This window comes from Pantoea sp. 1.19, assembly GCF_001922585.1.
In the GTDB taxonomy this organism is placed as follows: Bacteria; Pseudomonadota; Gammaproteobacteria; order Enterobacterales; family Enterobacteriaceae; genus 1-19.
Genome location: NZ_MRBS01000010.1, coordinates 56,156 through 72,028, shown reverse-complemented (window position 1 = coordinate 72,028; position 15,873 = coordinate 56,156). Strand labels below are relative to the sequence as shown.

15 protein-coding genes are annotated in these 15,873 nt (G+C 57.8%); 6 read left to right on the top strand and 9 right to left on the bottom strand.

What is annotated here, in order from left to right; all coding sequences use genetic code 11:
- Positions 1-89: 89 nt before the first annotated feature.
- The 6 genes from ubiB to udp all read right to left on the bottom strand — a co-directional run bounded on the left by ubiB (position 90) and on the right by udp (position 6,383).
- Positions 90-1,727: a ubiquinone biosynthesis regulatory protein kinase UbiB gene (ubiB, locus tag BS626_RS16325; protein ID WP_075183444.1), complete on the bottom strand. Its 1,638-nt coding sequence runs from the start codon at positions 1,725-1,727 to the stop codon at positions 90-92.
- Complete coding sequence (locus BS626_RS16320; RefSeq protein ID WP_075183443.1) at positions 1,724-2,329, bottom strand: SCP2 domain-containing protein; 606 nt, start codon at positions 2,327-2,329, stop codon at positions 1,724-1,726. The genes ubiB and BS626_RS16320 overlap by 4 nt, the downstream gene beginning before the upstream one ends.
- Before the next feature lie 11 nt (positions 2,330-2,340).
- The gene (ubiE, locus tag BS626_RS16315) at positions 2,341-3,096 is read right to left on the bottom strand and encodes a bifunctional demethylmenaquinone methyltransferase/2-methoxy-6-polyprenyl-1,4-benzoquinol methylase UbiE (RefSeq protein ID WP_075183442.1); all 756 of its coding nucleotides are present in this window, start codon (positions 3,094-3,096) and stop codon (positions 2,341-2,343) included.
- 123 nt (positions 3,097-3,219) lie between these two features.
- A complete protein-coding gene (rmuC, locus tag BS626_RS16310; protein ID WP_371328511.1) occupies positions 3,220-4,617 on the bottom strand; it encodes a DNA recombination protein RmuC in 1,398 nt (465 codons plus the stop codon).
- Positions 4,618-4,733: 116 nt separating this feature from the next.
- On the bottom strand, positions 4,734-5,504 hold the full coding sequence (locus BS626_RS16305; protein WP_371328510.1) for a tyrosine-protein phosphatase: 771 nt from the start codon (positions 5,502-5,504) through the stop codon (positions 4,734-4,736).
- A gap of 117 nt (positions 5,505-5,621) precedes the next feature.
- Positions 5,622-6,383, bottom strand: coding sequence for a uridine phosphorylase (udp, locus tag BS626_RS16300; protein ID WP_075183440.1), 762 nt, complete (start codon positions 6,381-6,383; stop codon positions 5,622-5,624).
- Between the two features lie 276 nt (positions 6,384-6,659).
- Here udp and BS626_RS16295 point away from each other — a divergent pair, with 276 nt between their 5' ends.
- The 3 genes from BS626_RS16295 (at position 6,660) to BS626_RS16285 (ending at position 9,651) form a co-directional block, all read left to right on the top strand.
- Entirely contained in the window at positions 6,660-7,487 is an 828-nt protein-coding gene (locus tag BS626_RS16295) for a dienelactone hydrolase family protein (RefSeq protein ID WP_075183439.1), read from the top strand.
- 675 nt (positions 7,488-8,162) lie between these two features.
- Positions 8,163-9,122: an HTH-type transcriptional regulator MetR gene (metR, locus tag BS626_RS16290; RefSeq protein WP_075183438.1), complete on the top strand. Its 960-nt coding sequence runs from the start codon at positions 8,163-8,165 to the stop codon at positions 9,120-9,122.
- A 49-nt stretch (positions 9,123-9,171) separates the two neighbouring features.
- Entirely contained in the window at positions 9,172-9,651 is a 480-nt protein-coding gene (locus tag BS626_RS16285) for a DUF1456 family protein (protein ID WP_075183437.1), read from the top strand.
- 37 nt (positions 9,652-9,688) lie between these two features.
- Here the strand turns inward: BS626_RS16285 and BS626_RS16280 are convergent, their stop codons facing one another.
- Positions 9,689-10,564, bottom strand: coding sequence for a carboxylate/amino acid/amine transporter (locus BS626_RS16280; protein ID WP_075183436.1), 876 nt, complete (start codon positions 10,562-10,564; stop codon positions 9,689-9,691).
- Positions 10,565-10,860: 296 nt separating this feature from the next.
- Between BS626_RS16280 and glpT the strand changes: the two genes are divergently transcribed.
- Positions 10,861-12,207, top strand: coding sequence for a glycerol-3-phosphate transporter (glpT, locus tag BS626_RS16275; protein WP_075183435.1), 1,347 nt, complete (start codon positions 10,861-10,863; stop codon positions 12,205-12,207).
- 20 nt (positions 12,208-12,227) lie between these two features.
- Entirely contained in the window at positions 12,228-13,286 is a 1,059-nt protein-coding gene (glpQ, locus tag BS626_RS16270) for a glycerophosphodiester phosphodiesterase (RefSeq protein ID WP_075183434.1), read from the top strand.
- A gap of 42 nt (positions 13,287-13,328) precedes the next feature.
- Here the strand turns inward: glpQ and yigL are convergent, their stop codons facing one another.
- Both yigL and pldB read right to left on the bottom strand, forming a co-directional pair.
- A complete protein-coding gene (gene yigL, locus BS626_RS16265; RefSeq protein WP_075183433.1) occupies positions 13,329-14,129 on the bottom strand; it encodes a sugar/pyridoxal phosphate phosphatase YigL in 801 nt (266 codons plus the stop codon).
- A 39-nt stretch (positions 14,130-14,168) separates the two neighbouring features.
- Positions 14,169-15,164 carry a lysophospholipase L2 gene (gene pldB / locus BS626_RS16260; RefSeq protein WP_075183432.1) on the bottom strand — a complete coding sequence of 332 codons (996 nt, stop codon included), beginning with the start codon at positions 15,162-15,164 and terminating at the stop codon, positions 14,169-14,171.
- Between the two features lie 79 nt (positions 15,165-15,243).
- On the opposite strand from pldB, the gene rhtB reads away from it, so the two are divergent.
- Complete coding sequence (gene rhtB / locus BS626_RS16255; protein WP_075183431.1) at positions 15,244-15,867, top strand: homoserine/homoserine lactone efflux protein; 624 nt, start codon at positions 15,244-15,246, stop codon at positions 15,865-15,867.
- The last annotated feature ends 6 nt before the right edge of the window (positions 15,868-15,873 follow it).

Below are 15,873 nucleotides of genomic sequence, written 5' to 3'. Positions count from 1 at the left end.
TCAATCTGTGAGAGATCGGTGCCGCCCCTGCCATCGGCAAAGGCTACGGCCCGCACCGTCATTTAACCCTGTTAACCCGGGGCTGACAATCAGTTTGTCCTGCGCCAGCCAATAATCCAGCTGACCACACCGGCCGCCATCATGCCAGCAGATAACCACTCGCTGGCGGCATGCGTAATGAGCAACAGCGTGGCGCTAACCAGCAAGGTTGCCCCAACGCCAAAAAGATAGCGCGACTGTCCCTGCTGTTGGCGATGGTGCCGCATGTCCTGCACCAGGCGATCGACGCTGTGCTGAAGCTGACGATGCTGCCTGAGGCTATCGTAAAACAACTCCGGCAGCTCCGGCAGCTTCTCTGCCCAGTAGGGGGCTTTCTCTTTCAGCGCCCGGACAATGGCCGGTATGCCGACCTGATCTTTGATCCAACTTTCAAGGAAAGGTTTCGCGGTTTTCCATAAATCGAGCTGCGGATAGAGCTGCCGCCCTACGCCCTCCACATACAGCAGCGTCTTCTGCAGCAGAACCAGCTGCGGCTGGACTTCCATATTGAAGCGCCGCGCAGTATTGAACAGGTTCAGTAGCACGTGACCAAACGAAATTTCCGCCAGTGGCTTTTCAAAAATAGGTTCACAAACCGTGCGGATGGCAAACTCAAAGTCTTCTACGTTCGTGTCGGGCGGCACCCAGCCGGAGTCGACGTGCAGCTCAGCCACCTTGCGGTAATCGCGATTGAAAAAGGCGATAAAGTTTTCGGCCAGATAGCGCTTATCCTCTTTGTTTAGCGAACCGACGATGCCGCAATCAATGCCGATATACTGCGGATCTTCCGGGTGCTCGTAGCTCACAAAGATATTGCCAGGGTGCATATCGGCATGGAAGAAGCTATCGCGAAACACTTGGGTAAAGAACACCTGCACCCCTCGCTCCGCCAGCACCTTCATGTTGACGCCGTGCTGCTCAAGCGTTGCGACGTCGGCAATCGGAATACCGTAAATGCGCTCCATCACCAGCAGCGACTCGCTGCCGTAATCGGAATAGACCTCGGGCACATACAGCATGTTGCTGTTTTCAAAGTTGCGGCGCAGCTGAATCGCATTAGCTGCTTCGCGCAGCAAATTGAGCTCGTCCAGCAAAGTTTTTTCATAATCCGCAACCACTTCCACCGGCCGCAGGCGACGACCGTCCGGCATCCAGCGCGCCATCCAGCGTGCCAGGCGAAAAATCAGCCGCATGTCCGCTTTGATAACCGGCAGGATATCCGGGCGGATCACCTTTAGCACCACTTCCTTGCCGTTCTCTTTCAGCGTGGCGGTATGCACCTGAGCAATCGACGCCGACGCCAGCGGTTTAATATTAAAATCATCAAACCACTCTTCCAGTGGGCCACCCAGTGACAGCTCAATCTGCTGGCGGGCTTTCTGGCCGTCAAAGGGCGCGACGCGGTCCTGCAACATCGCCAGCTGATCGGCAATCACGGGAGGAAACAGATCGCGACGGGTCGACATCATCTGACCAAACTTGATCCATACCGGCCCGAGCTGCTCCAGAGCCAGACGAATCCGTTCGCCAAGCGGCTGCGACTTATGCCGGTTCGGCATCCAAAAGACGCACTTGCGCCACAGTCGGAGCGGCAGGGTAATGCGCATTTTGGGGATCAGCTCGTCCAGCCCGTAGCTGAGAAAAACGTGAATAATAAAGTACAGGCGCCGTAATTCTCCGAGTGTCATGATGACTCCATCTTGTCCAGTCGCGCTTCCAACTGACGCAGCGTACTGGCGGCCGCATCAACTTCGTCATGGAACCAGGCCAGCTCCAGTGAACCGGGTGCCAGCCGCCACTCTTCGGTTAATGCCTCGCTAAGATCATGCTGCTTATGTTGCAGCTGCCGCCGTACCCAGCCAACGGCGCGGCGCGCGCCCTGGCTGAGGCTTTCGGCCAGCACGTCGCCGGTCCATGGAGCCAGGTACTCTGCAGGATCGCACTCAGCCTGATCGATCAGCGCACTGAACTGCTGTACCACCTGCAAATCACCGCTGACGTCCAGATCGCCGCTGCGGATCAGGGCGGTCAGCTGCTGCCGATCCCGCAGCTGCGGCAGCACGGAGAGACGGGTTGTTACCGTACAGTCCGGCATGTCGGCCCAGTGGGTAAGCACATCGAGCTGCCGTTCGCTGAACACCAGCACCAGCGGCTGTTCCAGCTCCCGCAGCGTCACGGCCAGTACTTTGCCGTTTAGCCGCTGACGCGCTGCTTTCAGGCTGCGATCGCGATACAGCACCGCATTCAGCGCGGTCTCCATCGCGGCCACAGCCAGCGGTGGTAGGGTCATAACCACTCCCGTTAGAATTTGAAACCGCGATGCAGCGCCACGATTCCGCCGGTCATGTTGGTGTAGGTGGTATTTTCAAAGCCCACGTTTTCCATCATGCCCTTCAGCGTCTCCTGGTCCGGATGCATTCGAATCGATTCGGCCAGATAGCGATAGCTATCAGCGTCCTTCGCCACCAGTTCGCCAATGCGCGGCAGAATATGAAATGAATAGGTATCGTAGGCTTTGCTCAACGGTTCCAGCAGGGGTTTTGAGAACTCCAGCACCAGCAAACGGCCACCCGGCTTCAGCACGCGGAACATCGAGGCCAGCGCCTTCTCTTTCTCGGTCACGTTGCGCAGGCCAAACGAGATGGTAATGCAGTCAAAATGATCGTCCGGGAAAGGCAGGGCCTCAGCGTTGGCCTGCACGTAGTTGACGTTGCCTACGATGCCCAGATTACGCAGCTTCTCACGCCCCATCTTCAGCATCGAGCTGTTGATGTCAGCCAGCACCACTTCACCGGTCTCGCCCACCAGCCGGGAGAATTTCGCCGTCAGATCGCCGGTCCCGCCGGCAAGATCGAGCACGCGCTGGCCGCGGCGGACGCCGCTGCAATCGATGGTGTAACGCTTCCAGACGCGATGGATGCCAAACGACATCAGATCGTTCATCAGGTCATACTTTGCTGCTACGGAGTGAAAAACATCTGCCACCATGTCGGCTTTCTCACTCTTCGCAACGGTGCGAAAGCCGAAGTGCGTGGTATCTTTGGATTCATCTGCCATGATTTCTGCCTGTTCTCGATTCAGTTCTGGCTCAAGTGTATCAGAGTCGGGTATCACAGACACCTTGAAGCCTGCGATCGCGCTGCCATCTCTGGCCGGGCGTATCCGGCCGCGGCCGTCGGTTCAGTCGCCTCCCCAGCGCGAGGGAGCCGGAGGGTAATCCTCCGCGGAGGTTTCCTCATCCAGTGCATTTTCCGGCATTGCCTTCCCGACCAGTTGGGGATTGATTGGCCGCTTAATCTCCACCCCCAAATGACGAAAGGCTTCAGTCTGTGCAATCAGGTTACCGCGTCCTTCAGCCAGCTTTTTCATTGCCTGACGATAGCTTTCCTGCGCCTTATCAAGCTGCTGGCCTACCCCGGACATGTCATCCACAAACAGGCGCATTTTGTCATAGAGCCTGGCCGCCCGGTCAGCAATGCGCTGCGCGTTTCGGCTTTGATGTTCATAGCGCCAGACGTTATTAATCGTGCGTAATGCCACCAGCAGCGTCGTTGGGCTGACCAGCATAATATTGTGTCGCAGAGCTTCGCTGATAAGCTCCGGCTGCCGATCGATAGCCAGCAGAAACGCCGGCTCAACAGGGATAAACATCAACACATAATCCAGCGACCGTAAGCCGGGCAACTGATGATAATCTTTCCGTCCCAGCTGGCGAATATGGCTGCGAATGGCGGCGATATGTTCATCCAGCGCCAGCTGGCGCATCGTCTCATCGCTGGCGTTAAAATAGCGCTCATACGCCACCAGCACCATTTTGGCATCCACCACCACGTCTTTTCCCTGCGGCAAGCGCACGATCACATCCGGTTGCATGCGCCCCTGACGTTCGCTGTGGATACTGACCTGAGTCTCATACTCATGCCCCTCTCGCAGCCCGGAGGCTTCCAGCACCCGGCTGAGTACCACCTCCCCCCAGTTGCCCTGCGTTTTATTGTCGCCTTTCAGCGCATTGGTCAGATTAAGCGCCTCCTGCGCCATGCGCGTATTCAGCTGCTGCAGCTGGCGGATTTCGTGTGCCAGGGTGTGACGCTCGCGCGCTTCCTGGCCAAAGCTGTCCTGGATATGTTTGCGAAAGCCATCGAGCTGATCGCGCAGGGGAGTCAGGAGGCCCTGCAGGCTCTGACGGTTTTGCTCATCAACGCGACGACCACTTTGTTCAAAAATGCGGTTCGCCAGATTTTCAAACTGCGCCTGCAGCCGCTGTTCACTGTTCATCAGCAAGCGCTGCTTCTCTTCCGCCGCCATGCGGGTCTCTTCCAGCCGGATGGTCACCTCACGCAGCTCCGCTTCCTGCGCGCTGTTGACGTCCAGCTGATTACGCAACTCGCGACTCAGCTGCTCGCTTTCATTCCGCCAGTGATCAAAGTGCAGCAACTTTTCACGCGCCGCCGCCAGCGAGGCGTGCAGCTCGCGCTGGGTCACTTCGGCACGCTGCCGGGCACGCAGATGAGCAATGATCCCACCCAGCATCGCGCCCACGACGCCACTGAGCAGGATTCCTGCCAGCATACTTTCCATCACCCTTTCCCCGTATCACCGTGATAATCAGGCAAAAGGTAAAACTGAACTGTATAAATGTCCAGAGATGCCCATCACCGCAGGGGGTTCCGCCAACGCGTCGCGCCGGGATGCGATCACCCTTCCAAAAAGCGATCGCGCAGGCGGGCGCAGGCCGCCGCATCCAGCTGATACTCCTCCGCCAGCCACGCCGCCGGGGTAGCGTAGCGGCGGATAATTTCATCGAGCGCCGCCCGCAGGCAGTCCGGCTGCACGGATAACACGACCAGCAGCTTTGCCCGCGCCTGTGCGTTCAGCCGATCGTGAAACCGGGTTAACAGCCGATCGCGGAACGGTGCCAACGCATTCTGGGTTAGCAGGTAGTCTTGCAGGACGGTGTCATACGTCGCGCCAAGGGCAAACAGCACCAGCGCCACGCCGATACCGGTACGATCTTTTCCCACCGCGCAGTGCTGAATAATCGTTGGCGTATGCGGGTCGCGCAGCAGCGCGGCCAGCTGTTGATAGGCGGGATTGTTGAACGGAAGCAACGTGTACAGCTCGCGCATAAAGGCGTCGGCATCAAAATTTTCCATCGCCTCGCCCACCAGGGTATCCAGGCTGGCGCTGACCTGCGCACCGTGCGGGTTAGCCGCGACAGGATAGTAGCGGGCCGTGGCCCAGAGACGATCCGGATGCAGGTCGCTTTCGCGGCGATCGCGATAATCGATTACGGCGGCGTCCGGTAGCGTCGCCAGCAGCGCAAGGTCCGCATCGCTCAGCTCATTCAGCGCACCGGAGCGAAACAGACAGTTGGGGCGAATGCGGCGACCATCCTGCATCACCAGCCCGCCTAAATCGCGGAAGTTAATCCCTTGTTGTAGCTGTGCGGCTAGCGAAGTCCTCATCAATGTCATCCCTTATTGCGTGTCGTCCGTCGAGTGAATCACTGTAGCAAGCCGGCAGGGCACTGGCAAAAACAGTAAACGGCTGCCCGCACGGACCGGCCGGGAAGCCGTCGCGCGCTACACCAAACGGCGAGCGGCCTCCACCACAATCGCCACGGCATCGCTTTCGGTTTGCTTCATGGTCGCCGCATCGGGGATCTCTTTCTGCGTCCGATTCACGATGACGCCGGCTACCATCCCGGCACGCAGCCCCTGGCTGGCACACATAGTCAGCAGTGTGGCCGATTCCATTTCATAATTCAGCACGCCCATTTGCTGCCACTCCTGCATAGAATTCTGGAAGTGACTGACCACGCGGCCGGAGAAGGTATCATAGCGTTCCTGGCCGGGATAAAAAGTGTCTGACGACGCCGTAATCCCCACGTGGGTGGTCGCACCGTGCGCCTTCGCGGCTTCAACCAGCGCCGTGGTACAGCTAAAATCCGCCACGGCCGGAAACGCCATCGGCGCAAAATGCAGGCTGGCACCGTCCAGTCGGACGGAACCGGTGGTCACCAGTACGTCGCCAACGTTGATATTTGGCTGAATGGCCCCGGTCGTTCCGACGCGCAGGAATGTGCGCACACCCAGCTGCGCGAGCTCTTCAACCGCAATGGACGTGGAAGGGCCGCCGATACCGGTAGAACATACTACCACCGCTTTACCGTTCAACTCTGCCCGCCAGGTGGTGAATTCCCGATGCGAGGCCAGATGCACCGGATTGTCCATCAGCGCGGCAATTTTCTTCACGCGCTCCGGATCCCCCGGCACAATCGCCAGCGTTGCGCCCTGCAGGTCCGCGCGCGTAATACCGAGGTGAAATACGTCAGATTGAGACATAACAGACTCCTGAAGTGAAACCGGGAAAGTCACTACTCTATCCTGGCGTGACGCCTTATTGAGTGACTGAAATCACTCATTAGGATGAAACTTACATTTCCAATGAGCGCTAATGAGATACAAATCACATATACAGGCATTTTTTAAGCGAATCGCTCAACCGCACAGCCTGTCGTCAGCCGGCAGTGGTATCAAGAAGCGCTGGCCGTATCGTTCTGCGCGGGGTAATCCTGGCTATAGTTAGCAGATTGCGCGAGTCCTCACAGGGAGAAAATCATGAAAAACGAACAGATTTTAGCGTCGTCCTCCGCGACGGCCTGGGCGACAGCGGTGACGCCGGTTGCCGCCACCGCCATCCATACCGACAGCAGCGCGATTCAGTCCGGCCCCACCTCCGTTGCCACCCAGGGAGAAAATATGCCCGCCTGGTATGCCCGGCCAAAAGCGGCAAACGGTCCGCTGCCGGTGGTATTGGTGGTGCAGGAGATATTCGGCGTGCATGCACACATTGAGGACATTTGCCGCCGTCTCGCCGTGGCAGGCTATCTGGCGGTCGCGCCCGAACTCTACTTTCGACAGGGCGATCCTAACGACTACGACGATATTCCCACGCTGCTCACTGGGCTGGTCAGTAAAGTGCCCGACAAGCAGGTGCTGGCCGATCTCGATCACGTCACCAACTGGGCGCTAAAGCACGGCGGTGATAAAAACAAGATTGGCATCACCGGCTTCTGCTGGGGCGGCCGTATCACCTGGCTGTATGCCGCGCACAACCCGCAGGTCAGCGCCGGCGTTGCCTGGTACGGTAAACTGGTCGGCGATAAAAGCCTGAATCAGCCAAAGCATCCGGTGGATGTGGCGGTGGATCTGAGCGCGCCGGTGCTCGGGTTGTACGGCGCGCTGGACGACAGCATTCCGCAGGACAGTATCGAATCGATGCGGCAGGCGCTCCGCGCGGCCAATGCCCAGGCAGAAATCGTGGTCTACCCGGAGGCCGGGCATGCCTTTAATGCCGACTACCGCGCCAGCTACCATGAAGCCTCGGCGAAGGATGGCTGGCAGCGGATGCTGGCATGGTTTGCCCAGGCCGGCGTTGCGCCCTGAGCGCTTACAGGAGGGGCGCGGATGCGCCCCGGGGGCAGAATCGTCACCGCGACGGGGCCTCTTTACGCTGCGCCGGCCCATTGATGTCGACAATGCTGAGATCTGCGCAATTCCTCTCCATCTCGTCATCTCCTTGGCCAGCGGTGAGTCAGTGAGGGCCGCTCTGCGGCATGCCATCCATCCGACATTTCCCCGCCCGGCCAGTCTGCCCTTCTCCGTTTATTTGACAGCAATTGCGGCCTTTCCGTAGACGGCGCTGCCACCGTGATCGGGGTTTTCCTCTGTGGGCGCTTAGCCCTTGTCCCGGCCATGTCGCTCTACCGGTTCCGCCAGAAACAGGCATCGCCACGCCTGGCCAGAGCTTACCTCCCCTTCGCTTTCTGAAACGCTTCAGCACCACCCATGCGCATGGAAGGTATCAGACGTGACCGCTCCGACCGGGCTTTAATGCCGCTTACAGTGCGTACCCACACCGACGTCAGGCTGACCTGATGGGAAGATCATGCGCATGTCGCCCCTCCTGTCGCTGATGAATCGCCGACGATCGCCGCACAATCAGTAAAGCGCGGACGCGTCTGCCGATTCATTTAGCCGTCCAGATGTTTACACATCTGCGCTGCCGTTGTACTGTAGTTATCTCAGCGCACTGTTTTCACCACGATGTGAAGGATTATCATGATCGAGCTTAAACACCTGCGAACGCTGCAGGCGTTGCGAAACACCGGCTCCCTGGCCGCCGCTGCCGCTCAGCTGCATCAAACCCAGTCGGCGCTATCCCACCAGTTCAGCGATCTGGAAGCGCGACTGGGATTTCGGTTGTTTGTACGCAAAAGCCAGCCGCTGCGTTTCACCCCCCAGGGTGACATTCTGTTACAGCTGGCCGAGCAAGTGCTGCCACAAATTCAGCAGGCGCTGCAGGCCTGCAATGAACCCCAACAGACCACCCTGCGCATCGCCATTGAATGCCACAGCTGTATTCAGTGGCTCACGCCGGCGCTGAACACCTTCCGTCAGGTCTGGCCGCAGGTGATGATGGATTTTAAATCGGGGGTCACTTTTGATCCGCAACCGGCTCTGCAGCAGGGCGAGCTCGATGTAGTTCTCACCTCGGACATTTTACCGCGCAGTGGATTGCATTATTCACCGCTGTTTGATTTTGAAGTGCGACTGGTGATGGCGCCGGATCACCCCCTTAGTCAGGTTGCGCAGATTGCGCCGGAGGATCTCGCCAACGAGCTGCTGATGATCTATCCCGTGCAGCGCCAGAGGCTGGATATCTGGCGGCAGTTCCTGCAACCCGCCGGTGTCAGTCCGGCACTGAAAAGCGTCGATAATACCCTGCTGCTGATTCAGATGGTGGCCGCGCACATGGGTATCGCCGCGCTCCCGCACTGGGTAGTCGAGAATGTTGAGCGTCAGGGGCTGGTGGTAACGCGCCCACTGGGAGAGGGTATCTGGAGTCGCCTGTATGCCGCCGTGCGCGAAGGAGAGCAGGGACAGCCGGTTACCGAAGCATTTATTCGCGCCGCCCGGCAGCATGCCTGCGCTCATCTGCCTTTTGTGCGCGACGCCGGACAGGATCCGAGGGAACGATCGCGCGCTGCAGGCGGCACAAATCTGCGCGAAACGGGGTAAAATCCCGTATACTGCGCGGTCTGTTGACTGACCCGAAGACCTGCTTTCCATGACCAACAACGATATCCTGCGCAGCGTGCGCTACATGCTTGACCTGAGCGATGCCAAAATGGTGGCGATTTTTGCGCTGGCCGGCTGCGACGTGCCGCAAACGGATGTGCATGCCTGGCTGAAGAAAGATGAGGATGCGGCGTTTCGCCTCTGCCCTGATGTACTGATGGGCTACTTTCTCAACGGATTAATTTATCATCGCCGCGGTAAAAGCGACGATGCGCCAACGCCTTCCGTCGAGCGCAAAATGAATAACACGGTCTTTCTGAAAAAGCTGCGCATCGCGTTTGACCTGAAAACCACTGACATCCCACAGATTCTGCAAAAAGCGAACTTTACGGTATCGCAGGCAGAAATTGGCGCAATATTCCGTAAACCGGACCATAAAAACTACCGTGAATGCGGCGATCAGATCCTGCGTAACTTCCTGAAAGGCTTAACCCTCACCCTGCGTCCGGGCGGGGCTAAAAACGCCTGACGGATGCGCCTCCGCACTGACGGAGGCGATCATTACGCTAGCGCGACGAGGATCGCGGCGCCGCTGGTGCAACAATCCAACGGCGATGAACCCAGAGCGAAGCCATAATCACCGCCGCACCGAGGATAAAGCTGCTCCAGTGCGGCTGCTGTTGCCAGATAGCGAGGTTCACCAGTAATCCGGCCGGGACGTGCATATTGTTCATGATCCCCAGCGTGCCGGCGTCTACCTGAGTGGCCCCGTAGTTCCACATAAAATAGCCCAGGCCAGAAGCTACCACGCCCAGCCAGATGAGGATGCCCCACTGCAATCCGGTGGTCGGCAGTTTTTGCGCGTTGCCCCATAGCAGCCAGGCGATTATTGCAACCGCAACCGCGCCAAGGTAGAACCAGGAAAATGCCTGATGCTGCGGCATTGGCCGCGTTTCCTGCAGACGCTTATAGCCGACCATGCCAATGGCAAAGCAAATATTAGCCAGCTGTACCAGCAACAGCCCCAGCCAAAAGTGTTCGCTAACGTGGTCATACCGGATAATCGCCGCGCCCAGTACCGCCAGTCCGGCGCTCAACGCATAGCTCCAGCGCAGCCGGCGCCGGCTGAGCAGATCATAGATAAGCGTGATATACAGCGGCGTCATCACCGTAAACAGCAAAAACTCCGAGACGCTGAGATACAGATAGGCTTCAAAACTCAGCAGGTACATGATCCCCAGCTGCAGTGCACCGACGCTCATATAAAGCAGTAGCGTCGAGGCGCGCTGCCCGCGCCAGCGCAGAAACGGCAAGAATACCGCCGCCGCCAGCAGCAGCCTGACCAGCACGGCAAAACCGCTGTCGACCTGTCCTGCCAGATACTCGCCAATCAAACTAAACGAAAACGCCCACAAAAGGGTGGTAATAATCAGTAACGCCACGACAGCCTATCTCTCGCAAAAAGGGGCGACAGTTTACCCAATTCACGTCGACAGTTCGCCCGCATTTTAGCACAGCGGCAAAACGAACAGAAAAGAACGAAAACACGCATAAAACGAAAGAATTTCGGCTGACAAAAAAAAATTTCGTGATTTTAATCACATTAATTAACTATTCCGTGCGCGAAATATCACAAAAATGACGCAAGCGGTGGCGCGAATGTAATAAAACTGTAACATTCTCGCCAACCGCCATTCCGGCGATACAACAACAACTGCACCGTGCCATTGGAGGCAACATGCTGAGTATCTTTAAACCTGCTGCCCATCAGCCGCGCGTTGCGGCGGATCGCGTTGATCCGCTGTATCGCCGTCTGCGCTGGCAGATCTTTCTGGGGATCTTCTTTGGTTACGCCGCCTATTATCTGGTGCGTAAGAACTTTGCGCTGGCGATGCCTTACCTGGTCGAACAAGGCTTCTCACGCGGCGATCTCGGCTTTGCCCTGTCAGGCATCTCCATCGCTTACGGCTTTTCTAAATTCATCATGGGATCGGTGTCAGACCGCTCGAACCCGCGCGTGTTTCTGCCGGCCGGACTGATACTCGCCGCCTGTGTGATGCTGTTTATGGGCTTTGTGCCTTGGGCAACATCCAGCATTATGGTGATGTTCGTGCTGCTGTTCCTGTGCGGTTGGTTCCAGGGCATGGGCTGGCCACCGTGTGGCCGCACCATGGTGCACTGGTGGTCGCAGAAAGAGCGCGGTGGCGTGGTGTCAGTGTGGAACTGCGCGCACAACGTAGGCGGCGGCATTCCTCCCTTGCTGTTCCTGCTGGGCATGGCGTGGTTTAACGACTGGAAAGCGGCGCTCTATATGCCGGCTTTCGGCGCAATAATTATCGCGATCATCGCCTTTGCTCTGATGCGAGATACGCCGCAGTCCTGCGGTTTGCCACCCATTGAAGAGTATAAAAACGATTATCCGGCCGACTATGACGCCAAACACGAAGAAGAACTGACCGCCAAACAGATCTTCATGCAGTACGTGTTGCCAAACAAACTGCTGTGGTATATCGCGCTGGCCAACGTGTTTGTCTACCTGCTGCGCTACGGCATCCTCGACTGGTCACCCACTTATCTGAAAGAAGTGAAGCACTTCACGCTGGATAAGTCCTCCTGGGCCTATTTCTTCTACGAGTATGCCGGTATCCCAGGCACGCTGTTGTGTGGCTGGATGTCTGACAAAGTGTTCAAAGGTAACCGCGGCGCCACCGGCGTATTCTTTATGACTCTGGTGACCATTGCCACCGTCGTCTACTGGATGAACCCGGCCGGTAATCCCGGCGTGGATATGGCCTGTATGATTGTGATTGGCTTCCTGATTTACGGTCCGGTGATGCTAATCGGCCTGCACGCGCTGGAGCTGGCACCGAAGAAAGCGGCCGGGACGGCAGCGGGCTTTACCGGCCTGTTCGGTTACCTGGGCGGGTCGGTCGCGGCCAGCGCCATCGTGGGTTATACCGTGGATTACTTTGGCTGGAACGGCGGCTTTATAGTAATGATTGCCGGCTGCGTACTGGCGGTAATCCTGTTGATCCTGACCATGCTCAACGAATCCAAACACAAACGTCAACTGAACCAGGCGTAACACCCAGGTGGAGGGAGAAGATGTTTAAACCCGTCATTGCTCTGACGTTGCTGGCCGCCTCAATGGCGGCCAGCGCCGACCCCCACGGCAAGGTGGTGATCGCCCACCGCGGAGCCAGCGGTTACTTACCGGAACACACGCTGCCGGCTAAGGCCATGGCCTATGCCCAGGGAGCCGACTTTCTCGAACAAGATTTGGTGATGACCAAAGACGATCGCCTGGTGGTGCTCCACGACCATTATCTCGATCGGGTGACCGATGTTGCCGAACGTTTCCCCAATCGTGCGCGCAAAGATGGTCGCTATTATGCCATTGACTTCACACTGCCTGAGATCAAAAGCCTGAAGTTTACCGAAGGCTTTACCCTGGAAAACGGCAAACGGGTACAAACTTTTCCCGGTCGTTTTCCCATGGGTAAATCGGACTTCCGCGTGCATACGTTTGAAGAAGAGATTGAGTTCGTGCAAGGTCTGAACCACTCGACGGGTAAAAATATCGGACTCTATCCGGAGATAAAAGCGCCCTGGTTCCACCGCAAAGAGGGCAAAGATATCTCTGCCCAGGTATTGAAGGTACTCAAGCAGTACGGATATCAGGGGAAAGAGGATAACGTCTGGCTGCAGTGTTTCGACTTTAACGAACTTCAGCGCATCAAGCAGGAGCTGGAGCCGAAACTGGGCATGGATCTTAAGCTGGTGCAGCTGATTGCTTACACCGACTGGGAAGAAACGCAGGAGTTGAGGAACGGCCAGTGGGTCAATTACGACTATGACTGGATGTTCAAACCGGACGCAATGCCGAAACTCGCCCGGGTAGTGGACGGAATTGGCCCTGACTACCACATGCTGGTCGAAAAAGAGAGCACGCCCGGTCACCTGCGGATGACCCCGATGGCCGCCGCGGCGCACGCCAGCAAGCTGACGATCCATCCGTACACGGTACGTGCCGACCAGTTGCCGCCGTGGGCAACCGACGTTAATCAGCTGTACGACGCGCTCTACAATCAGGCCAACGTCGAAGGGCTGTTTACCGACTTCCCGGACAAAGCCGTGCAGTTCCTGCAGCAGCAACGCCCGTAACATCCCAGGCGCGGCGTCCCACAGGGATCCGCGCCTGACTATTTATACGGCAAACAGCTTTTGCAGATAGTGCGGTACTGCCTCATCGGCATTGCTACCAATCACTTCCAGCTCCGGTAGCGTATCCTTCAGCCGCTGATGCGCGTTATGCATAATGCAGCCCTTCCCCGCCATCGCCAGCATCTCTTTATCATTCAGGCCATCGCCGAAGGCAATACACTCCTGCAGGCCGTAGCCCAGCAGCTTCGCCACTTCCTCCAGCGCATGTCCTTTTGACACGCCGCCCGCCATCACCTCCAGACAGGTGGGAAATGAAAAGCTGGCGTTAACGCGATCGCCCCAGCGCGCGACAATCGCCTGCTCCACCGGCAGCAACCGTTCCGGATCATCACAAATGAAAAAGACCTTACTGATGCCATCCGTGGGCAGCGACGCCGGATCGAACAGCTGATAGTGAAACTCGGACTCCTGAAAGAAGTGTGCTTCCTCGGGACGATGGCGGCAGAGAAACCACTCATCGTCGCGGTACACATTGGTGTGAATCGCCGGATCGTGATAGAGCATGCCAAACAGATCCCGAGCGATCTCCGGTTCCAGGTTATGGCTGAAAATCAGTTCGCCGGCCATATTGTGTACCCGCGCGCCGTTAGAAGTGATCATATACGCGTCAATATCAAGGTTATCACGCATCTGGCTGACGTCGATGTGGTGACGGCCGGTGGCAAACACAAAGTGCACATCCTGCTGCGTCAGCCGCTGCAGCGTCTCTTTCGTAAAGGGCGTCAGGCGATGGTCGGGTGACAGCAGCGTGCCGTCGAGGTCAGAAGCAACAACGTGATACATGGAAAATTCACCCTCAGATATCGGTCATAAAATTAAACATTATGCGTGGAAGCGGGCATAAAACGTCGCGATGGCCGTCAGCGCTTCTGCACGCATGGCATCTTGTTCAAACAGGATTTCGTGGCGCGCGCCGCGGATAATCAGCGGTTTACCGCCTTCACAGGGGCCGCCGCCCGCCACCATCTGCTGACAAAAACGGTCCTGTGCCACATTGGCAACTACCCGTTCTTCTTCCGCCTGCAGCAGCAGCAGCGGGGTTTTAATGCGGCCAGCTTCCGCCAGTAATGCATCCCCGGCCTGCACGCTCTCCCGCACCCAGTGATAGGTCGGCCCGCCCACGCGCAGCGTCGGATCGTCGGCGTAGAAGCGCTGGCTACGCCGGTAGCGCTCCCAGCTATGGGTGAGGGTATTGATCGCAAAAGGGCGCGCCTGCCAGCGCCCGGTTCCCAGCGCGTAACCGTCACGCACCGCGGGACGCTGCTCGGCCCACTCCAGAACGCGATTGGCCATCCAGCGCGGCATTGGCAGGTTTATTCCCAGCATCGGCGAAGCGAGAACCACGGCGTCAAACGGCCGACGCTCCGCGATCAGCATGCTGGCCATGATCGCCCCGCCCATTGAATGCGCCAGCCCGAAGCGGCGGCGATAGCGCGGCAGATCGATCTCCCGTTGCCACAGCGTCCACAGATCGCTGACGTAGTCCCCGAAACGCAGTACGTGGCCCCGATGCGCATCAGCCAGCAGGCGGCCGGATCGGCCCTGTCCACGGTGATCGATGATCACCACATCGTAGCCAAGTTGAAACAAATCCCACGCCAGTTCCGGGTATTTGACATAGCTTTCAATTCGACCCGGACTCAGCAGGATCACTTTGTCATGCACCGGATTGCGCAGACAGACATAGTGAACGGGGACATCGTCCACGCCGGTAAAGTGTCGTTCCTCACGCTGCTGCCAGAAATCCAACAGGGGACCGGTCGCAAAGGCCGCAAAGGCTTTTTCGCGCGTTAGCCACGGCGGAGACGGTGTTTTCATGGTTTTTCTTTCAACCTGGTGCGTTGCCGAAATAACTGTCGTATTGTGTCACAGTTCAGTCTGTGCAGGGAGCGTTACCATGACACTCGAATGGTGGTTAACCTACTTACTTACCACCGCTATTCTTAGCCTGTCGCCGGGTTCCGGCGCCATTAATACCATGAGTACTGGCATCAGCCATGGCTACCGCGGCACAACCGCCTCGATTACCGGATTACAGGTGGGACTCGCCGCGCACATCGTGCTGGTCGGTATCGGCCTGGGCGCGCTGTTCTCGCAGTCGCTGCTGGCGTTTGAAATCTTAAAATGGGCCGGCGCAGCCTATCTGATTTGGCTGGGTATCCAGCAGTGGCGGGCGGCCGGCTCGATCGATCTGAACGCCGTTGCGACCTCGCTGCCGCGCCGTCGCCTGTTTCAACGGGCTGTGTTGGTCAATCTGACCAACCCGAAAAGCATTGTATTTCTGGCGGCGCTATTTCCGCAGTTTATTTCGCCCGATCGGCCACTGGCCGCGCAGTATCTGGTGCTTGGCGTCACCACCGTGGTGGTCGATGTGGTCGTAATGATAGGCTACGCCACGCTGGCAACGCGCATCGCTGGCTGGATAAGAGGCCCGCGGCAAATGAAACTGCTTAATCGCATTTTTGGTGGCCTGTTCATGACCATCGGTGCACTGCTGGCCACGGCGCGGCGCGTGGCCTGACGCGCG